The sequence below is a fragment of the Pelagicoccus albus genome, from assembly GCF_014230145.1.
Classification (GTDB): Bacteria; Verrucomicrobiota; Verrucomicrobiia; order Opitutales; family Opitutaceae; genus Pelagicoccus; species Pelagicoccus albus.
The window spans coordinates 401,967-421,960 of the sequence record NZ_JACHVC010000001.1; the positions used below are offsets into that span (position 1 = coordinate 401,967).

Here is a 19,994-nt window from a genome sequence, read left to right on the forward strand (position 1 = left end):
TTGTCGAAAAAGACGTCGATCTATGAATCGGCGTTTTTTTTGTATCCACGTTTCCCGGGATGAGAACCCGTAGGGGTGTTCGACGTAGCGCAGCGAAGATGGGGCGCGCTCAGCGCGAGTCCGCAGGACTTGAACGCAGTTCACCCAATCCCTCCTTCTCCGCCATTTGTCTATAAAAAACGCTGATCTACGAATCGGCGTTTTATTGTATCCAGCTCTCTCGGTACAATCAATGACTGCTCGGGTTAGATGCCAGAGTCTGTCTTTAGTTTTACGAAATGAAAAATGCCGAGCGAAGCCTACCATGAGCTCCACTCGGCACCTCCATTGTTAGATCCGAGCCGAAATATTAGGATTCAAATTTGAAGCTGATTGTAACGTGGGCCTTTACGTTGTTTCCCGATATCTGAGCGGGGCGAAAAGACCATTTACGCATGGTGCTAATAGCCGCTTCCTCGAGCCCTTCGTGGGTTGATTTAGAGACGGTGGCGCGGCTCACTTTGCCGGACTCGTCTAGAATGACGTTGAGGCTTACGATTCCATGAAAACCGGGAGCGTTCAATTCGGGTGGTGTAATGGCTGTACGACTACGTACTACCACAGGTTTCTTGTCCCACTTGGAGTAAACTCCGTCGAACTCTGGATTGGTCTTAGACCATTCGCCAACGGCCGCTGCGCTGGCTGGTTCGAGGCTGGCAATTTCCAGGACGCTAAGCTGCCCATCCTTTGTTTGGATGGTGACCTCTCTTTCGTTCGCATAGCTGATGGATCCTTCATAGGTCGTACCGTCGGTAGATACGAGGGTATCGGCTGTTGCGATTCGGAAAGAAGATAGAGTTAGGATAAGTGTCGCCAAGGCGATCCGGGTGAGCTGTGTTCCCATTTTAGACATCTTGTTTTTGGATTAAGCGCCGCGGGTATCGCAACGGTTGGGATAAGATCGGCTTTCAATTGTAGGACTTAACCGTTCAATCGCCTATTTTACGGGCTTTGTTGTCCGTCTATATACGTATCCAAATATCGAATGAGACTAATTCATGGAAAATAGAAAATTGATTAGGCATATGTCTCCAAGCCCCATGGATAGGGGGGGCTTGGAGGCCCTCTGTTGTCTATTGAACGAATTTTCGATCGGCTTCCTTGATTGGCACATCGTTGATACTTGCTTCGCGAATTCTCATTAAGCCGTTCGCGTCGAACTCCCACTGTTCATTTCCGTAGGCTCTATACCATTGTCCTTCATGATCTCGGTATTCGTATTCAAATTTTACTGATATGCGATTGTCCGAGTAGCTCCAAAGAGTCTTTTTTAGACGGTAGTCGAGCTCGCGGACCCATTTGTCCTGTAGGAAGTCACGTACTTCTTTTCGTCCGCTTAGGAATCTGTCTCTGTTTCGCCAGATGGTGTCTTCCGTGTAAGCGAGGGAGACCTTTTCTGGATCTCGAGTATTCCAAGCGTCCTCGGCAGCCTGCACTTTTTTGAGTGCGCTTTCTTTGGTGAACGGTGGCAAGGGGGGACGCGTCGTTTGAGAGAGTGAGTTTTGGTTCATAATAGTGATTGGTGTTATTTGTTTTTGGGGCTTACTGTTCAGTTGTTTGTTGTGCGTGGAGTTCTTCCTCCAGTTGTTGAATACGGAGTTTCAGGGCTTTGACAGCTGGGGCTATTTGATCTTCAGTGAAGCGTGGCGAGATGTACTGTGGGCAATTCCAGTCGTAACTGACGACATCTATGACAATAAGCCTCTCGACATGCCGATCCTCTGCCTCGTTGGTCCAGGTACCGGATAAGCCGGATGAATCCTCTTTCGCGTGTATCCGAGCGTTGCCGAGAATCTTAAGTCTGGTGCGGGTGGGATAATCTATGAGAAAGAGGGCGACTTTGTCGTTTTCCCTGAGATTTCCGACACTGAGAAGTTGTCGGTTTCCTTTGCGATCTGCGAAAGCGATTTGGTTTGGGCTTAGGATTTTAAGAAAACCCACTTCGCCGCCCTTGTGTTGAATATAGGGCCAGCTGTCTTGATTGACGGTTGCCATATAGAAGGAATTCCGTTGGGAGATAAATTGGGATTCTCTCTCTGTCAGTGGGTCGATGGGCCTTCCGCGCTCGACGTGGAGGGAGCGACCGTAGTTTTCCCTTTGCTCTTTCTGAACGGCAGGAGTCAGAGTGATCTCCATGAATTTTTCGGCCATAGCGTTGCAGAGAATTCGCGGCGGGAGGAAATGAGATCCGCCCGCCGCCTTGGTTAAGGTTATCCGAAATTATTCGGAGACTATGCTGCTGGGCAGTTTAACTCGCTGACTGCTGGAAACTCTGCGTCGGTCTGGACCAGACGGTTGAAGTAGTTGGTCAGGATATTCAGCGAAACGTTTAAGACGACTTCAGTCGCTTCTGTGTCGCTGACGCCAGCTGCTTGGATAGCCGATAAGTCCTGGTCTGATACGGCACCCTTTGTTTCCAGCAAGAGCTTGGCGAGGTCTAGAATGGCTTGCTCCTTGTTATCCGAAGCCGTTCCTCGACGAGCGTCTAGGATCTCTCCATCGCTGAGCTTTAGCATGCCTCCTATGGCGGTGTGGGCTCGGAGGCAATAGTCGCAACTGTTTGCCTCGGCGTTTTGCAGCGCAATCTTCTCTCTGAGGCGAGGGGTGAATGTTCCGCTGGATACGGCTACGCTCAGTCCGAGGTATCCTTCCAGGGCTGGTTTGCTGTTGCCGAGGGCTTTGACCATGTTTGGAACGAGACCCAGCTTTTGCTTCACAGCTTCGTAAAGGGAGGCGATTTCAGGGGCTGCTTCGTTTGTTTCTACTAGTTTTATTCTGCTCATAATTATTTAGAGTTTAAGTTGTTTATGTGGAAATGAGAGTTCGGTTGGATTCGTTGTATCGAATATGTGGATAAGGACTCAGATAACGGTTCTGTTGTTTTTAGCAGGGCTGTGACTCTGGTGCTTTGCCAAAGAGTGAGGTGAATCGGCTCTCTGGGTTTAGCATGAAGGCGAGAGGCACCATGTAGGCGTAGTGGCGTACTAAAGTGATGATCGGGAGTGCCTTGTTTAGATCCCAACCGGCTATGCCTGCGCCCAAAAGCGGAAGCATAAAGAACCATACAATGAGTACGGTCTGGGCTGTTGTGTAGGCGAAGGCTCGAAACCACTCGGGTCCGAATAGGGAAGGGCGGAGGGCCGCATAGATTACGGCTAAGGCAATGCCATTTCCGTAATGTACCGGTAGTCCGCCTAGGAGGCCGAAGCCTAGCTTTTGGCCGATTAGGCCGGGAATATCCCACCAGGTTCCTGTCATAAAGAAGCCAGAAAGGTCGAATAGGATAGTGCCGAGAATTCCGGCTATGATGGAGTTGATCCAGTTTATTTTCATTATTGTATTTGGTTTTTGGTTATGGTGATGGAGATTCTAGAAAATCTTTTAGCCCCGGATTTCTTTGGCTAGTGGGTGATCTGCCGGGGTGACCGCCAAATTGTTGATCAAGGCGGTGAAGTGGATTCGAGAGACCGCAGCGACTATCTCGATCAATGTCCGTGGGTCTTCTACGGTGCGTGTGAATTCGCTTAGCTCTTCCTCTGATAGATGCCCGTGTTTGCGGACCAGCTTCTTTGCGAATGCGAGGGCTGCTTCATGAGCAGGAATATCGGAAGTCCCACATCGGCAGCGTCGAATCTCCTCCTCAGAGATGCCCAGAGATTTCGCCCTGGCGGTGGCAGCGGAGACGTCGTACTCGCTACTCATCGACTCGCCGATCGCCAGAAACAATTTGGCTTGGAGCTCTTGCGAAAGACCGCAGCGATCAAGGCTGTTTCCGAATACCAGAAAGGCCTCCAAAACCAGAGGAGCGTTAGCTAGGATTTCTATGAAGCTTTTGAGGCTTCTATGTCCCAACAGTAGGCTCTGGAGCTCTAAGCGAAGCGGTGCGGGCAGCGAATCGAGTTCGGCGGCTGGAATTCTTGTTTCGTTTTCGAACATGCCACCTAATTAACATCGTTCGTGCCACTTAGCCTTTATGTTCTCTAAGTGTCAGATGGACAGGTGGATAAAAAAATAGGCCCAAAGTTTGGCTACTCCGATAAACCGCAAACAACGAAATGTCGTTGTGATAGAGCACGAAATATCGTGTACGAACCTAGCTATCGGAGTCTGTTTGCGGCAGGTAGAGCTGAGAGAGTTCAGTCAAAATGGACTCAAGTTGCCTGAAGTATTCGGCGTCAACTAGCTCGGTCCTTTTTGTTCTCAATTCATCTAGCTGAACTTCCAGTTTGTCCCTCAGGGACAGTTGCTCGTTCGAAAGCGTAGTTGCTGAAGAAATACGATTTAAGGATGTGCGACGAGATGAGAAGCCGTCGGCGTTTTCGGGGTCCAAAGAAGCGACAGGACGCAAACCGTCGAACAAGTCCGCTTGGCTACCGCGAAGGTCGCCATTGTCATCGATCAAAGCATGCTCCGTCGTGAGCCGGCCTGCTTCGAAATAGAAGGACTCGACGTTTTGAGTGGCGGTAACGAATGCTTCCAGCAAGGAAATCTCCCCGTCTAGATCGAGGTCGCTGCGAGTGTCTTTTATTGCCTCTGCAAATAATGCTCCGAAGCGTGCATAGTTGCCCTCGCTGCCGCTGCGAGTGGCGGTTATGATTATGCGGTTTTTTCCCGAAAGGCTCGGAATAAAGGGGGCGCTGGCGGAGCCACCGTGCACGAAAACCAATTTCCCCGAAAAATCGGCGAAGGCTTCGGCAAACTCGTGATTGTTCAAATCGGGGCCGATCAGGTTCAGTTTTGCGGCGGATTTTGAATGGGTACCATGCCCGAGATAAACGATCCAAAGTTCTGGAGACTTCTTATGCTCCGAAACCCAATTTAAAACTAGATCCGCAGGATCGATTTCTTGTTTTGGTTCTTGGATACGAGTAGCTTGAAAGCCGGCCTGCTCAGCTAATTCTATCCAAATGTCTCCAGCCGTCTCAAAATGTTCTTGGTAGCTCTCGTCCCCAGACGCTCCTTGAATTAGCAGAAGCTCCTGAGAACTAAGATTGCACGCCGCTAAACTACCGAAGAGTAGCGTTAGCCCAAGACCCTTTCTGATTCCTCCTGGAAGCTTTTTCATCACGCAAGGCCTCTCTTTCTTCTGATCAGCCATTCGGCTAAGAGAGCCGCAAGCGCAGCGAGGAAAAACAAGTTGTTGTGCCAGATTGGCTGGAAGACGGTTTCGGAAGCGGGCGCAGGACGGGACTGAATCAGGGAGTTAAGCTTTGCTAGGTCCGACAAACTTAGGGTCTGTCCACCAGTCGCAGCGGCTATCCGTTCCATTTCAGCCCGATTAGGGGAGATTGAAGAAAACTCTTGAGACAAGGCATCAATGGTCCACCCCGTTTCCGCTCGTCCCGCAGGGGTCCCGGAATTTTCTTCCACCAAAACCTCGGCAAGATAGGCGCCATCATCCAGCTGCGGTAGTTCTGACTGAAAGTGTCCAGGGTTGTCGGATACAGGTTGCATATCCAGCTCGATCAAGGTTTCCGGTCCCATATCTGGTTGAGTGGCAGAGGCGACTCTTGTTACGCTTAGTCGAGCCTTACTCGCTGAGAGCTTTTGATAGCTTGGATTCAGAGCACGGGCTTGCAGAATCGTCGCTCCTGTATCGGTTATGCTTGCTGAGAGGCTAATGCGTTGGGGATTGTCTTTGACGAGCCAACGGGAAATTTGACGCCAAAACTGGGCTAGGTCCTCTTGGGAATCCGTGTCTTGCATTCCCCAGCGCCAGAGATCGCCTACTGCTAAGCTCGCTACGCGACCGGATCCGAAGTTCCGAACCAGCAGGGCAGGGCGTTGTTCGCCTCCTGCTTCCGTTACGGTTGCGAGCTGCCGGGCCCCTGGTTTGATACGGCCTAGCGTATTGTAGACGCGGAACAAGGGCATATTTGAAATTCGATTGCGTTCATCCATCTCCATATCGCGGATACGCATCCACGGCTCGACCCAACCCTCTCGACTCAAATCCCAGCTCGCAGGACGGTCAAACACCGTATGATCGAAAGCGCTATCCGCATAGAAGGGAAGCAGGGACGACAAAGGCGAATCCTGATATCCGCCGTCCTCGAAACTGTTCACGCCACCCAGCATGAGAAGCCCGCCACCTCGCTGTCTGACGAAATCACGCAGAAGGGATAGTTGGTTATACGTGAAAAACTCAGATTCCACATCATCCAAGATGACGGCATCGTACTCGAACAAGGTCTCAGCGGTATTGGGGAATCCACCACGCAGCTCGTTTTCGTCACGTGTATTCATGCGAATGAGAACGGCTTCGTCGTAGCGTTCGTTTTCATCCTCCCGACCGAAGCCGCGATAGAGCGAGTTGCTCTGTTCGCCTGCTCTGCTTTTGAACTCGAATTTTGGTTCCTTGCTGGCAACGCGCAAAAGGCCAACCATGTCCAGCTGCGGGTCCTGCTGTAGAGAGCGGTTCAAAAACTTGTATTCCCAATTCGGGCGGCCGGTAAGGTAGAGGATTCTGTAGTTTTCCTTACCGCGGTTGGCGACTAGTAGTTTGCCGTTGTTGGCTGAGGTCGCTTCCTCGGGCGTGGGAACCTCAGAGTCTGTAAGGATGCGACTCGTTAGTTGGTAAAACTCGATACCTCCACCGGTTGCTGGCCAATCGATATTTATAGGACTAGATTGCGTATCTTCGGAGATTTGTACCTCTCGACTCTCCATGATCCGTCTGCGGTCGGTGGAGCTTTGGGGCAAACTTGCCAGCTCGACAACGGTCCTACTTGATCGTAGCTCTGTCGCTTGCAACCGCGCCTCCAACTCCAAAGGCGCGTCGCCGAAGGGAGAAATGCGTATAGACGCATCCTGTAACGAAAGATCGGGTACGGCGTTCTCGCTTCCGATTACCACGGGAAAGATTGGCGGTAGTTGGGCGAGTTCTAGGTCGGAGAGCCTCGTATCCGTGGCATTTCCGTCGGTAAAGACAACGACACCAGCGAGAGGCTGAGACGCTAAGCGGTCGCTTAGGGCGGTGATGGCTGTTGATAGATTGCTGCTTTGCCCAGCAAAGGAAAGGCTGTCGAAATTTGACACACGCTGGAGGGAGCGAGAAAAGCGGTACGAACGGAGCTGATACTCGTCTTCCAGCAATGCTCTCCAGGCACTCTCTCGCCCCTGCAGGACTTGCCGAGCATGTTCTCCTCTATCGAGGATTTCGCTTTGGTCTTTTATCCTCATGCCACTGCTATCGTCGGCAAGAAGGGCGATGACGTTTTGGCCTTGGATGGGGCGGTCGACGGAACGTTGCGGATTCGCCAAGGCTAGGATGAGCAAGGCAATGGCGATGGCCCTCAAACCGATTGCTAGAAAACTTGGCCGTGAGCTTGTTCTCCATGAACGCCATGATGCGAAAACCAGCATCGCTGCTATAGCGACGAGAACGAACCAGGGAGTTTGCGTTTGAAAGACCATGAAGTTAATCAATCGTCACCAAGGGACTCATAGTAGCGGCGGACGAAGCTTTCGTAGGCCTCAGGCACCGGGTCGGAATCAACTGGCTGCAGCGTATCCGGATTCTCGATTCGATTTAGCTCTGATCTAAGCCACGCACTCGCCTCGTTTAGCGGTGTTGCGATCCCATTCTCCACCATGTCCCACTGGGGAAGTTCACCATGTCTTTTGAAATCCCTTCGGGCGTCTTCCGCACGTTCGCGAGCCTCCTCGATACGAGAACGAATCTGCGGTTCTTCGATCAGGGCCTCGACAGTACTCAGGCGCTCGATCCACTCGTCAAAGCCACCGCCGGTAATCGGACCACCCCCAGTAGCTCCGCCGAATTCAGAGAAGGCTTGCCGAAGCTGATCCTCAAGGCTTCCGCTAGAGCTTTCTTCTGCGGGCGAAGCGGATTCAGAGTTGGCTGAGGTCGGAGCTCCTGATGGAGAACGTTCTTCGCTTCCACCCGAGCTTCTTCGTTCTGAATCGAGTTGCTCCTGAAGATCTTCCAGCTCTTCTTCTGCGAAGGCTAACTCCGCGCTCTCATTGCCCAAAATACTTCCAGCCGCTTGCGCGACGCGATCGCTCAGCTCCTGTAGATCTTCCGTAAGTCTACTTTGGCCGGTGTTGGCGTCGCTGAGGAATCCTTGGCGTAAGAGCTGGCTGCTTTGATTATACCGCTCTTCAAATTCTGCTCCACTGCTGTCCCTAAGAAGCTGATACAAATCCCGATAGAGCCCAGGCTCTACGGCTTCTGATCCTTCGGCGACCTCCTGTATTTGCTGAAGGAAACTTTCTAGGTCTTCCGATTGTTGATCGATCTCGTCGGCAAGGGCTTCGCGTTGGCTGCGATCGTCAAGGCTTCTTCCGAATTCCTCTTCGAAATTTTCTATGTCTTGCTGAAGACGTTCCTGGTTTTCCGCCAAGTCCCGTGCTTGGCGTCTCGCCTCCCGCATAGCCTCCGAGAATGCGCTAGAGTTGCGTTTTCTCATCTGTTCCTTGCTCTGCTCAAGGGTTTCTCGGGCACGACTGCCGGAAGCGAGGGCTTGTGACACTTGGCCCTCCTGCAGTTGATCAGCTGACTGCTGCATACGCTCGCGGGCCTCTTGTAATTGCTCGCGGGTTTCACGTGAGCCTTCGCGGTTGGCGGCCTGCTGAATTGCCTCGTCGGCATTTTGCATCAACTGCCTTTGCTCTTCCTCGAGCCGCTTAAGCTCTCTCTCAGCCTCGCGACGCTCCTCTTCCGTTTTGGCATTGGCGATGGCGGCTTGCATCTCCTGCAACCGATCGTTGAGGTCGTCTTGGCGTCGGGAGAGTTCGTTGAGCTTAGCGATCAGTTCTAGGTTTTGACGTTCCTCCGGTGAGGATAGGGCTTGGGCCTGAGTCGACGTCTCGTAGCGGCTATCTTCCTGGCGGAAGTCAAGCTCGTCGATTTGTCGTTGATTACTGGATGCGGACCTGCCACTTCCTCCGCCCTGGTTTTGAGAACGAGAGACCGCGAATTCGCTATCGTTTAGCTTCAAAAGCTCCTGATAGGCGGATTGGGCGTCAGACCATGCTGCCGGTAGCGGACCGAGGGTTGTTTCGTCAATAGCTTGAACGAGGCTAACTTCGACACCTTCCATGAAACGCAAAGCCTCTCGCGCAGCCTCCACGGCAGCTGGCTTTTCCAGCATTTGCTGGATCTGTTGGAGTTCCGTGTAGGCTTCGAATTGAGATTGCTGGATGGTATTTAGATTCTCAGTAGCCGATGCAGGACTTGGCTCGTCGTTTTTGATACGGAAGAGAGAAATGGTTATGCGTCTTTGCTTTTCCAAAAGATCTAAACCTTGGCCCGCGGCCTGGCCTTGCTGAGTGCCTCCTTGGTCCTGCTCTCGAAAGATTTCGTCGAAGGGACGAACTTCCGCAAAGAATAGGTCACCGGTCGTACGGCGAACGGATCCGTCTGGAGCGAAGTCGTCTGCCCAGAGATACCAACTGAAGGAGTCTCGGGGAGCGGCGTTGCGAGCTTCCAAGGACACGTCGAAACTTAGGTCGGCTTTTAATTCTTTGGAAGTTTGTCCCGCGGTTTTTAGAGATTGCTCGGAAGATTCATCACCCGAGAATGCGAAGCCAATTCCGTAGTCGAGTAGGCCAAAGTCATCGCTAGCCAATCCGGAGAATTGGATTTCCTGCAGTGCGGTGAAGCGTTGGTCGCCTTGGGGAGTATCCACTATCAATGACGGCCTTTTGTTTGGGATAGCTTCGATACGAATTTTGGGAGGGATTGCATTCTTGCGGTTTTCAAGGTCAATCAATCGCAAGGAATAGTTGGCACTTTTGCGTATGTTATCGGACAATACAAATTGAGTTGCAGCGTTGTTTGTCGGTCGGAGATCTATTTGGTTCCCATTATCATCCTCAAGATAGGCTTCGCGAATGGCTTTGTTCGTAGCGAAGCGATACTCTAGATGGGTTCCCTCAATGGCGGAAACTCGTAAGGTATCCTCGATTGAGCGGTCTTGCCAGCCAGTATACTCCGGGTAGTCTAGGCTAACGTCGGCTCGGACGAGGGTAGGCAGGTCGAACACCTCAATTTGGTAGCTCTCGCTAGATTGGTCGGCGTATGCAATGCGGTAAGAAACCGGTTCCGAAACGGAGGTCAAGGTGTATGCAAATACTGGATCCGACAGGCTCTTTGCCATTTTCAGGCTAGTGGTCTCTCCCGACGACTCCGTCAGTTCCAGCCTTGCTTCCGTAGGGGCAGTTCCAGTGAAGCGAGCAATCAAAACTTGGGATGAACCCCGTTCTATTTCCACATCGCCAGGCTCTACGCTTAGGCTCGTATCCGCTAACGATTCTTGTGGCACACCCTGAATCTGAATCTGAATCTGATTTTCGGTGGCTAAGTAAGTTGCCAGCATGACAAGAAGGTAAATTCCTAGAGAGCCCAGATATTGGATACGGGATATGAGCAGCTTTTTGCGTCCGCAACGCTTCCATCCCTTGCGGCTTGGCTGTTCGAGTGCTTCGTCTAAAACTCGTTTGGAAAAAAATGATTTCTGGGCGTTGGCTGATAGTTCGTTTTCTACAGCGGTTACAAGGGATTGATTTATCTCCGGATTTTCAGATTCGATTAGTCGAGCGGCCTTGAGGAAATCTAGCGGGATTTTCTGCTCGTGAAAATGAGAATACAAGGTGATGCCGATCGCGATACCGCTTAACAAAATCAGAGCGGTGCTCGCCCAGAAGGGCAGAACGAGGGCAATTGCCAGAAGTGGAAATGCGAGGAGTCCAGACCACAGAAAGCGCTTGGATCGCGTCCTCATATTCTCACCGCTACGAATACGTCGTGCGGTAGGTTCTAACAGGAGACGGAGCTGAAGGGGAAGCGCTCGAGGGGGAGACGATTGTTCCTCGGGGTTCATGCGGGAGTTCCTCCTTCCTGGCGTGTTGATTTTATGGCTACAAGGCTTTCCAGGGCGAGGAGTGCCAAAACGATCCAGAGCATCCATCTCCAGAGTGATTGACGTTCCTCTAGAATCGAAGCGTTTTCGCGATTGGCTGATTCCTGAATAGAGCGAGTGACTTGAGCTATTTGCTCGGAGTCGTAATCTGGCAAGCCGAGCTTGTCCCAATCATCCTCCGAGATGGGTACGGTCAGGCTCTCGTTGGGGTCCATTTGGAAGGCGTACCAGAACGACTCATCGCTTTGGTAAACACCTGCAGCTTCGGGTAGCGAACTTAGCACATTCGAATAGCTCGATCGGGAGCGAGAGGAAAGGGTGCTGTTTTCCGGAAGCGGAAGTCCGCCGATGGAAGAGAGTGCTAGCTGGTGAAGGAAAGGGACGAACTTGCTCGATAAGGTCCACTGCGTCTTTTCCGGGGACCAGGATCCTGACCAGATGTAGACCTTGCCTGTGCCTAGAGAGGTTTCGATCAGAAGCGGGCTTTGGTCATCGAGACTTGCGATCGTTTCGTAATCGAGAGTATCCGGATAAGAGATACGAGGCGTTTGCCAGGATTTGATTTGCGCGAAGTTGCTGTAGCGAGGATCGGAAAAGATTGAGAACAACGGGTGTTCGAAGTCGACATCGCCGATGCGGAGCTCTCCTTCGGTCGCGGCTTGGATCGCGATTTCCGGAGCCTCTAGCAAGGCTTGGAGGGTGGCGCTCATGTTGGGATCTTTGGCTAAGACAAAGGCTGTCGCCCCCGTGCGGATCTTGTCTTTCAATTGTTCAACATTCTGTTCCGAGAGCTCAGCCTCTACTAGGATGAGGTCAGAACTTTGTTCTAAGCTCTCCTGCAAACGAATCTGGGGAAAATCGATGCCTTGCAGCGCTTTGCTTACAAAATAGGGGGCCTCTCGTGTATCGGAAATCGGAGCATCGCTAAGGAGAGTTACTTCGGCGATTGGAACGTTTTTCGGGGCTCGGAATAGTTGGTTGTCGAAGGTGGCTGTATCGCCTGAAAGCTCGAACAAGAGCGGCCACGTTTTTGCCTCCTTTGGCAATGGGATGCTAATCGACACGCTGGTTTTATTGGCCGGGATAAAGGCTTGCAACTCGTCCCCGAGGGGCTGCTTGGAATCGGCGCGATAGGCTTGCACGCTAAACTCGAGAGCTTGGGAATCAGCGGTCTGGGTGAGAACGCTTAGTGTTGCCGAAACCAGATTTTCTTCTTCCTGCCATGCTCCCCATTGCAATGTCAGATTATCATCTTGCCCTGGTGCTTCCAGGCTTACTCTTTTGAGGAAAGTTTCGCTCGGCCATTCCAGGCCGGTCAGACCACTGATTCGCGAACCTTGGGCGAAGTCGGAAAAGATCACGATTTCACCGATACCCTTTTCCTCTGAGCTTTCGTTGAGTTGAGCCAAGGCGTTTAGGCCCGCTTCGACCGCTGTATCCAAATGGGTGGGATAGTCAGTGGTGGGTATTTGCTCAAGCTTAGCCAAGGCTAATTCCTTGCGTTGCGAAGGCGGCCAACTGGACCATTCGGAAGAGGAGATGAGAATTTGGCTTGTATCCGAAAATCCGACGACACTAAGACGATCCGTTGGAGAGATCGATTCTAGCTCCTCTGCGATTCGGCCGTTGAGTAGTTCTCGAATGCCTGGCTGGCTCATGCTCGCGCTTTGATCGATAAGGAACACGCGGCTTACATTTGAAGCGGCAGAAGCAGGAGGGGCATCGCTGGTTGGAAAAAAGGGCCGGGCAAAAGCGAAAGCCAGCAGGGCGATGATGAGGCAACGTATCAGCAATAGCCACGGATTGTGGATACGCCGTCGACTTTGCGTTTTCGGTGTACTCTCGTCGAGCAGCTCTGTGGAGCTAAAGTTAATGCGGTTCTTTGGCGCCTGACGAATCAAGTGGAACAAGATTGGTCCTGCCAGCAAGGCAAGGCCGGCCAGAAATAGGGGAGCGAGGAAGCTCACTTCATCACTCCTTTCAAGTTCCTGATGAATTCCACAAGAGCGAGGTCGAGCGGTTGATCAGTCGTTAAGGTTTGCAGACTCGCTCCCGCTCGAGCGAAGGCTTCGCGAATGGCGGATTGGCGTTTTTTGAACCGTTCCACATAGTTGTCTCTTGCGGAATCCGGATCGACGAAACGAGTTTCGCCAGTTTCTAGGTCGTCCCAGTAGGCCGCCTTCCCGTACTGAAGGTCCGTCTCTGCAGGATCGAGGATCTGCAAGGCTCGCACGTCGTGGCCCATGGAGGAAAGGTAAGAAAGCTCCGCTTGCCAGGACTCGGGATCTGAGAGGAAGTCCGAAATGATGATAAACAAAGAACGTTTGCGGTTCAAGCGACGCAGCTCGACGAGGACTTCAGCGAGGTCGGTACCTTTTCCTTCCGGATCGCGCTCCAGAATGGCTAGGAGTCGCTGAAAGTGACCCGGCCTCCAGCGAGGTTCCTGATAATCTGTGATTCGGCTGTCGAATCGAGCCAAGCCCACCACGTCTCTCTGCTTTCCGAGGAAATAGGAAAGAGTTGCTGCCAAGGTCCGAGCGTAGTCAAATTTACTATACGACAGGGACGTGAAATCCATCGATCGACTGGCATCGAAGGCGACTTGGCAACGAAGGTTAGTCTCGTCCTCGAAAACTTTAAGAAACTCGCGATCCGTGCGGGCTAAGGCTTTCCAATCCAAGTAGCGCAGGTCGTCGCCCGGGCTATATTGCCTGTATTCAGAAAACTCTACCGAAAAGCCATGATACGGGCTACGGTGAAGTCCGGCCCAAATTCCTTCCACTACGATACGGGCCCGAAGCTCAAGGTCGCGTATGGCGAGCAGGGCTTCGGGATCGACGGTGGTGGCTGATCTGTCAGGTTTATTCGGCACAGGTTTTTCAGCGTTTACTCGATGAGCTTTTCGATGATTTGCTCCACGGTGGTAGACTCTGCTTCTGCTCGATAGTTGAGCAAGATGCGGTGACGGAGAACCGGTTTGGCTAAGGCGTTTATCTGCTCTTTGGCGACGTAGGATTTGCTTTCCCATAGGGCGAGTGCCTTGGCCGCCAAAACGAGAGCCTGGGCGGCTCGAGTGCCTGCTCCCCAATTGACGTATTTTCGGATGAACTCCGGAGCGCCCTCAGCGGCGGGACGAGAACGAGCAACTAGGCGAACTGCGTATTCGATCACATCGCTGCTGACCGGGACCTCTCGGACGAGGCTTTGGATGGCGATGATTTCCTCCGCGGTAAATACGGGTTCGATCGCTCCACCCTGACGCATGGTGGTCCGGCGAACTACCTCTACCTCGTCTTCCTCCGGTAGGTAGTCGATAAGGACGTTGAAAAGGAAACGGTCCAACTGGGCTTCGGGGAGCGGATAGGTGCCCTCCATCTCGACCGGATTTTGAGTGGCCAGTACAAAGAACGGTTCCTGCAAGGTGTGCCGGGCTCCCGCTGCAGTAACTTGGTGCTCTTGCATCGCTTCCAAAAGGGCGGACTGAGTCTTAGGAGGCGTTCTGTTTATTTCGTCCGCCAGTAGCAGGTTTGCGAATACAGGCCCCTTTACGAAGGTCAGTTCGCGACCGGCGGGTCCATCGGTTAGGATTTCTGTTCCCGTTATATCGGCCGGCATGAGGTCCGGCGTGAACTGGATCCGCTGGAAGTTGAGCTGGAAAACTTGAGAGATCGATTTGACCAAGAGGGTTTTGGCGAGACCCGGGGCTCCTGTGATCATGCAGTGCCCGCCCGCCATGAGAGCGACCAGTAGTTGCTTGGTAACTTCCTTTTGCCCGACGATCACCTTTGAAAGCTCCTCCTCGACCCGCTTTCGGCCAGTCTGGAGTTTCTCGAAAAGTTCGGCGTGAGATTCGATGGTTTCGTCGGTCGTATTCATGAAGCGGATTCGGTGGCGTTAAATAGAAATTTAAAACAGATTTTGGTCTAGTGGGTCATGGCGTAGACGATGATGTTGATTCCCATGGGGTAAGCGCGTTTTTCGGAGAACTCCCGGAAGTACCATTCGCTTTCGCCCTCGCGTTCCCAACCGTCTCCCAAATCAGTATTATGGCAGATGATCACGCACATGCGCCCTTGGTCGTCGTAGATGGCTCGGTAGTGCACGAACTCGGCGCTTGGGCCTTTGTCTGTCTCCCATGTGATATCAGTGCCCTCGTAGTGGCGGGCGTGGCCGACACTCGGTACTTGAGGCTTTTCCTGCAGGTCAAAGACGATGTGGAAAATCGGATGTTCTAGCTCAAGCTCGTGAAACTCTCGATCCGGAAAAACGCGACGGAGCTCGTACTCGAGGTTTTCCCATTCTGCGTCACCCCAGAAATCGTCTACCATGAGGAAACCGCCATTCAGAAGATAATCTCGCAGGGCGCGCACTTCTGTTTCACGGAAGCTAAGGGACCCCGGCTCCACCATGTAGAGAAATGGGTAATCGGCCAAATTGTCCTCGTCGAGCCGCACAACAGCGGAGTCCGGATTGACCTTGAGCGAAGTCATTTGCTGCAGCCGGTACGCGAAATTAAGCTCCGCGTCCGGATAGTCGATGGCCCAACGCCCGCGGCCACCCCAGCCTCTGCCACGAAAGGAATCATATTGGACGCGAGCGAAGGTGAAAACGTCGTGCTTGAAGCGAGCAGGGACTTCCCACTCCGGCACACCGGCCCGGTCGCTCATTTGGGCTTGGCCATCGGTCGGACTGAGCAGGCAAAGCGTTCCCAGAGCCGCCAATTGTTTGAAGTGGCGGATTGGATACGAAGCTATTCTTCGCGCGAGCCTATTGCAGGAAGTCGATATCAATGTCTAGGGCGTCTATCTTAGGTCTGTTGTCCGAAGGTTCTGGGGGAGCAGGTGCAGCGGCCTGTAACTCGTTCAGCAGGTGGTATGCCTTCTGAAAACGAGGAGCATCTTGCAGGGCCATCAGCACATGGCGCTTCGCTTGAGTCGGGTCGGAATCTTGCAGAATCTCCGCCAGTTGATAATGGAGAGCAGGAGAGTCTGGGGGATCAAGAGCGATCAATGAACGAGCGGCTTCGGCGGAGTAGTTGTCCTGCTCAATATCGCTGGCTGCTTCGAGCAACGCTCTCCATGGCGTTTCGGCCATCGGGTTTATGGCGATCCACTGATTTGCCCACTTCAGGCTGGCTGCCGCGTCCTGCTCTTCTTGAGACAATTCGAGGAGGCGAACCAAGGGCTTTAGCTGGCTTCCTTCATGACGAGTGATCGCCTCGAGCGTGGCGATTTCGCTCTCTCGCTCGCCAAGCTTCCGGTACGCAACCGCCAGCGGCCAGTGGGCATTCTCCGATCCTGTCAGATAGCCCGCTTTCTCGATTAAATCTTGAAGTCGCTCGGCTGCGTTTTCCCAGTCTTCCTCCTCGAGCAGTCTCCATCCCTCCTGCAAGGCCGAACTGTAATCCGTTTTCGGGCCCGTGATCTGTATAGCGGTGGCGAGTGGTGATTGTTGAGTTTGGAAACGGAATTCGCCCGCCAGCTTGCTCGCTTCTGCTTTTGCGAATTCTGCGAAGGCAAGATCCAGTTCCGGCAAAGGGGCGAAGCGCTTGGCGATAGCTGCATTGGTTTCTTCTCCTTTGCCCAAGTCTTGCAGCAATTCGCGCAGAGCTGGTTTTCCGTAATTTTGTACCAAAAAATCGACTACGAGATAGGATTGAAAGTAGGCGAACTGAATATCCTGTCCGTCCTCGGCTCGGAGGAAGGCGGAGCTCATTGAGCTGACTGGTTGCATTTGCTCGCTCAAAATGCGGTCGCGGTAGTCGGCGCTCATTCGCTGTCCCCAGGCTGGATTGAAAAGCTGCTCTTCGTACACGGAGATTCCTTCCGACAGCCAACGAGGCATTCGATTTTGGCTCATGGTGAGCGTAATGGTATGGCAAAATTCGTGATAGAGGACTGCCTCCCAATTGGCGCTGCGGCTGGCGGGGCTATTGATGGTGAAGACGGGGCCGAAGCAGACGCCTAGGAATCCAGGAGTGCCCGGCATGCCGAAGGTACGCGTCTCGAAGTCTGCCGGGTTGGGATAAATCTCTACGGTGGTTTTGACCGGAAGCTCGATGCCGTAGCTTTGCGAAAGTTCGGTGTGCGCTTTCTCCAGTAGCTTGATAGCCCGAGGTCCATAGACCTCTGCTTCCTGTGGAGTCATACGCAGCAGAAAGTGCTCGGATTCGATGGTGCTGAACTCGGCCAAGCGCTCTTCCAGCGTTACGAGATTGAAGGCGGCAACATTGTATGGGTCGTCTCGATACACGCGATCTGCGTGACGCCATGCTTCTTCGTTGCGAGCTAGGCGGAGGAGGTCTTGAGCGAGTTGGATGCGAGCAGGGGAGAAGGACTCGTCGAAGCCAAGGGCTTTACGTTGGTATCTTGCCGCATCGGCGAACCGGTATTTGCGAGACAACTGGTATCCGATGCGGAAGTCGACGGAAGGGTTGATGGTCCAAGAGCTCAGAGCCTCGCGCCGAAGTTCGTCGCCTGTTTCGGCATCATTTTGGATGTAGGCGATACTCGCCTTGAGGGCCAAAGTATCCGGATCGCGGGGATTGGTCCGCAAAGCTTTGTCCAAGAGAACAGTCGCAGACAGGTAGTCCTCTCCTGCAATTTGATTCTCGGCCAGTAGGCGGAGAGTCGGCCCGTGGCGAGGATTCAGGGATAGGGCTTTGTTAGCGTATTCGGCTAACCTGCCCGGGTCGCCTTCGCGGAAGGAATGGGCGAGGCCGAACCACAAGTCCGGATTTTCGGGGAATAGCTCCAGTCCCTTCTGGAAGGTTTGGGAGGCAAGCTTGTAGTCACTCTTGTTAAGGGCTAGGTTGCCGGCAGCCAAGTAGGCTGAAACCGGAGGCGGATCGAAGTCCATGGCCCGCCGGTAGAAATTGTCCAAAACGATCTTAGGCTCGAGCTTGTAAAGTTCGGCGATGCGGCCGATCACCACCACATTGTCAGGATCGTAGCCATACCGCCGGGACCGTTCGTTTATGAGATAGCCCAAAGCCTCGTATTGCAGACGAGCTTCGTTGTAGCGGGCGCTGTAGAGGGCTGCCTGACGAAGGAGAAATCTCGGGAGCAAGGCGTATCGGTGATCCTCGACGTAGCGGTCGAGCTCCTCGTAAGCCTCTTCATAGCGACCTAGGGCCAACAGAGACTGGGCTTCGATAACGATCCAGCCCGATATCCATGGATCGAGTTCGCGGCCGGCCGCGGAGTAAGAGACGGCTTCCTCGTAAGCGCCAGTGTTGTAGAGCTTCCAAGCCTTTTCCAGAACCGGTGGCCCGTCGTTGATGTCCACGGCATCACCCCTGTTTTGGCCCAGCAGAGCAAACGCCGCTACGGCAATCAAGATCTGGTAGCAAGTTCGGCTTAGGCAGGCTGATGGTGACACGGCAGGCGGGCGTTGGGCGTCTAGGAAGCTAACGACCTAAGCGGTAAGGCGATTGTGGGAGAATAGCACTTTCGACGCGATATCTATGAGTGGGTTTCTGCAAATTTGGTGAGCTCCCTACATTTGCTAGGAGCGACCGGATGCGTCCTCGCGAATCAAGTTTATTAGCCCCTGTGAGTCAATGGGTTGTGAGACTCCTCCCGTTTTAGATTCGATGGAATGAGAATTGCGCTTAAGATGCTAGTTTAACCCCCCATTCGATTATGTCCCGATACACCTTGTTCGTTGTCCTCTTGTTTTGTTCGGTCCCGCTTCTTTCAGCCGAGAAGAAACCCTTGCCAAATGTCCTGTTTATCTTGGTCGATGACATGGGCTATGGAGAGCTCGGCTCCTATGGGCAAAGGACTCTTCAGACCCCGAGGCTCGATCAATTGGCGGATGAAGGAATGCGGTTCACGCGCTTCTACGCGGGTTCCACGGTCTGCGCTCCGTCTCGCAGTGTACTAATGACAGGACTACACACCGGACACACCCAAGTGCGAGGGAACGACCGGGAGCGAGCTGCGTTGGGCCAAACCTTACGTGACGAGGATCTTACCATCGCCGAGGTGATGAAGGAGGCAGGCTATCGAACTGCTTTGGTCGGAAAATGGGGATTAGGCGCGGTGGACTCCTCCGGCGCTCCGAACAAGCAAGGCTTTGATTCCTACTATGGCTTTGTGAATCAGACGCATGCCCACAATCATTTCCCAAGCTTTCTGATTCGAGACGGCGTGAAGGAGGAGCTGCCAAACGATCTTGTCAAGGTGGGTGAGATCGACGGGGTTGGCTATTCGGAGAACAAGGAAGTCTATGCCAACAACCTCTTTTTTGAGGAGGCAGAGTCGATTATCCGAGAATCGCGGGACGAGCCCTTTTTCCTCTACCTCGCCCTGACGATCCCGCATGCCAACAACGAGTCATCGGACGAGTTAGGGGATGGCATGGAAGTGCCGACCTACGGTGCCTTCGCCAACAAAGAATGGCCTGATTTTCACAAAGGACATGCTTGGATGAACGACCGAATCGATCGTGGCGTGGGAGAGTTGATGGATCTTTTGGAGGAGCTGGATTTGGCTGACGACACGATCGTCGTTTTCACCAGCGACAATGGCCCGCACAACGAAGGCGGATTTGGATACAACCCCGAGTTCTTCGACGCCAATGGGCCGCTTAATGGAATCAAACGCGACCTAACGGACGGTGGCGTAAAGGTACCCCTTATCATCCGTTGGCCTAAGGTCGTCGAAGGAGGTAGCGTTTCGGATCATGTTTCCTTTTTTGGGGACTTCATGCCGACTATCGTTGAGCTGACAAAGCGGGACGAAGTCGAAACCGATGGGCTCAGTCTATTACCCGTATTGAGCGGACAAAAAACGTTCCCGAGTCACGCGTTTTTGTACTGGGAGTTTTACGGGGCTCCTAAGTCGCAAGCGGTTTTGCTCGAGGGGCGCTGGAAAGGGATTCGTGTGGTGGGCGAAGAGGCCATGCGGCTTTTCGATTTGGATGCGGACCCGGGGGAGTTTCGCGATCGTTCCGCTGACTATCCTGATATCGTGGAACGTATCGAAAAGCTAATGACAGAGCAACACGAGCCCAACGCAGCCTGGTCGCTGGACTTGTGAACTTCGCTTTCGGATCGTTTGCCTACGC

Annotated in this window: 15 protein-coding genes; 1 reads left to right on the forward strand and 14 read right to left on the reverse strand. The window is 53.0% G+C overall.

Annotated features, from left to right (window positions below):
* Positions 1–349: 349 nt before the first annotated feature.
* The 14 genes from H5P27_RS01770 to H5P27_RS20015 all read right to left on the reverse strand — a co-directional run bounded on the left by H5P27_RS01770 (position 350) and on the right by H5P27_RS20015 (position 18,302).
* Positions 350–892, reverse strand: coding sequence for an energy transducer TonB family protein (locus H5P27_RS01770; protein WP_185658661.1), 543 nt, complete (start codon positions 890–892; stop codon positions 350–352).
* Between the two features lie 220 nt (positions 893–1,112).
* Entirely contained in the window at positions 1,113–1,550 is a 438-nt protein-coding gene (locus H5P27_RS01775; protein WP_185658662.1) for a nuclear transport factor 2 family protein, read from the reverse strand.
* Between the two features lie 31 nt (positions 1,551–1,581).
* Complete coding sequence (locus tag H5P27_RS01780) at positions 1,582–2,190, reverse strand: pyridoxamine 5'-phosphate oxidase family protein (RefSeq protein WP_185658663.1); 609 nt, start codon at positions 2,188–2,190, stop codon at positions 1,582–1,584.
* 80 nt (positions 2,191–2,270) lie between these two features.
* A complete protein-coding gene (locus H5P27_RS01785) occupies positions 2,271–2,822 on the reverse strand; it encodes a carboxymuconolactone decarboxylase family protein (RefSeq protein WP_185658664.1) in 552 nt (183 codons plus the stop codon).
* A gap of 100 nt (positions 2,823–2,922) precedes the next feature.
* Entirely contained in the window at positions 2,923–3,372 is a 450-nt protein-coding gene (locus H5P27_RS01790) for a hypothetical protein (RefSeq protein ID WP_185658665.1), read from the reverse strand.
* Positions 3,373–3,420: 48 nt separating this feature from the next.
* Positions 3,421–3,975, reverse strand: a complete 555-nt coding sequence (locus tag H5P27_RS01795) for a carboxymuconolactone decarboxylase family protein (protein WP_185658666.1) — start codon at positions 3,973–3,975, stop codon at positions 3,421–3,423.
* Positions 3,976–4,132: 157 nt separating this feature from the next.
* Entirely contained in the window at positions 4,133–5,104 is a 972-nt protein-coding gene (locus tag H5P27_RS01800; RefSeq protein WP_185658667.1) for a hypothetical protein, read from the reverse strand.
* Positions 5,104–7,455, reverse strand: a complete 2,352-nt coding sequence (locus H5P27_RS01805) for a glutamine amidotransferase (RefSeq protein WP_185658668.1) — start codon at positions 7,453–7,455, stop codon at positions 5,104–5,106. The genes H5P27_RS01800 and H5P27_RS01805 overlap by 1 nt, the downstream gene beginning before the upstream one ends.
* A gap of 8 nt (positions 7,456–7,463) precedes the next feature.
* Positions 7,464–10,784 carry a coiled-coil domain-containing protein gene (locus H5P27_RS01810; RefSeq protein WP_185658669.1) on the reverse strand — a complete coding sequence of 1,107 codons (3,321 nt, stop codon included), beginning with the start codon at positions 10,782–10,784 and terminating at the stop codon, positions 7,464–7,466.
* Between the two features lie 95 nt (positions 10,785–10,879).
* Positions 10,880–12,889, reverse strand: a complete 2,010-nt coding sequence (locus tag H5P27_RS01815; RefSeq protein WP_185658670.1) for a BatA domain-containing protein — start codon at positions 12,887–12,889, stop codon at positions 10,880–10,882.
* Positions 12,886–13,794, reverse strand: coding sequence for a DUF58 domain-containing protein (locus H5P27_RS01820; RefSeq protein ID WP_185658671.1), 909 nt, complete (start codon positions 13,792–13,794; stop codon positions 12,886–12,888). The genes H5P27_RS01815 and H5P27_RS01820 overlap by 4 nt, the downstream gene beginning before the upstream one ends.
* Before the next feature lie 14 nt (positions 13,795–13,808).
* Positions 13,809–14,798, reverse strand: coding sequence for an AAA family ATPase (locus tag H5P27_RS01825; protein ID WP_185658672.1), 990 nt, complete (start codon positions 14,796–14,798; stop codon positions 13,809–13,811).
* A 47-nt stretch (positions 14,799–14,845) separates the two neighbouring features.
* On the reverse strand, positions 14,846–15,589 hold the full coding sequence (locus tag H5P27_RS01830; protein ID WP_185658708.1) for a DUF4159 domain-containing protein: 744 nt from the start codon (positions 15,587–15,589) through the stop codon (positions 14,846–14,848).
* A 100-nt stretch (positions 15,590–15,689) separates the two neighbouring features.
* Positions 15,690–18,302, reverse strand: a complete 2,613-nt coding sequence (locus H5P27_RS20015; RefSeq protein WP_185658673.1) for a peptidase MA family metallohydrolase — start codon at positions 18,300–18,302, stop codon at positions 15,690–15,692.
* A gap of 263 nt (positions 18,303–18,565) precedes the next feature.
* Here H5P27_RS20015 and H5P27_RS01840 point away from each other — a divergent pair, with 263 nt between their 5' ends.
* Positions 18,566–19,966: an arylsulfatase gene (locus H5P27_RS01840; protein ID WP_185658674.1), complete on the forward strand. Its 1,401-nt coding sequence runs from the start codon at positions 18,566–18,568 to the stop codon at positions 19,964–19,966.
* The last annotated feature ends 28 nt before the right edge of the window (positions 19,967–19,994 follow it).

Excerpts from the sequence above, each read along its gene's own strand:
- H5P27_RS01770 (WP_185658661.1), bottom strand. The coding sequence starts at position 892 with ATGTCTAAAATGGGAACACAGCTCACCCGGATCGCCTTGGCGACACTT.
- H5P27_RS01775 (WP_185658662.1), bottom strand. The coding sequence starts at position 1,550 with ATGAACCAAAACTCACTCTCTCAAACGACGCGTCCCCCCTTGCCACCG.
- H5P27_RS01780 (WP_185658663.1), bottom strand. The coding sequence starts at position 2,190 with ATGGCCGAAAAATTCATGGAGATCACTCTGACTCCTGCCGTTCAGAAA.
- H5P27_RS01785 (WP_185658664.1), bottom strand. The coding sequence starts at position 2,822 with ATGAGCAGAATAAAACTAGTAGAAACAAACGAAGCAGCCCCTGAAATC.
- H5P27_RS01790 (WP_185658665.1), bottom strand. The coding sequence starts at position 3,372 with ATGAAAATAAACTGGATCAACTCCATCATAGCCGGAATTCTCGGCACT.
- H5P27_RS01795 (WP_185658666.1), bottom strand. The coding sequence starts at position 3,975 with ATGTTCGAAAACGAAACAAGAATTCCAGCCGCCGAACTCGATTCGCTG.
- H5P27_RS01800 (WP_185658667.1), bottom strand. The coding sequence starts at position 5,104 with ATGAAAAAGCTTCCAGGAGGAATCAGAAAGGGTCTTGGGCTAACGCTA.
- H5P27_RS01805 (WP_185658668.1), bottom strand. The coding sequence starts at position 7,455 with ATGGTCTTTCAAACGCAAACTCCCTGGTTCGTTCTCGTCGCTATAGCA.
- H5P27_RS01810 (WP_185658669.1), bottom strand. The coding sequence starts at position 10,784 with ATGAGGACGCGATCCAAGCGCTTTCTGTGGTCTGGACTCCTCGCATTT.
- H5P27_RS01825 (WP_185658672.1), bottom strand. The coding sequence starts at position 14,798 with ATGAATACGACCGACGAAACCATCGAATCTCACGCCGAACTTTTCGAG.
- H5P27_RS01830 (WP_185658708.1), bottom strand. The coding sequence starts at position 15,589 with ATGAGCGACCGGGCCGGTGTGCCGGAGTGGGAAGTCCCTGCTCGCTTC.
- H5P27_RS01840 (WP_185658674.1), top strand. The coding sequence starts at position 18,566 with ATGTCCCGATACACCTTGTTCGTTGTCCTCTTGTTTTGTTCGGTCCCG.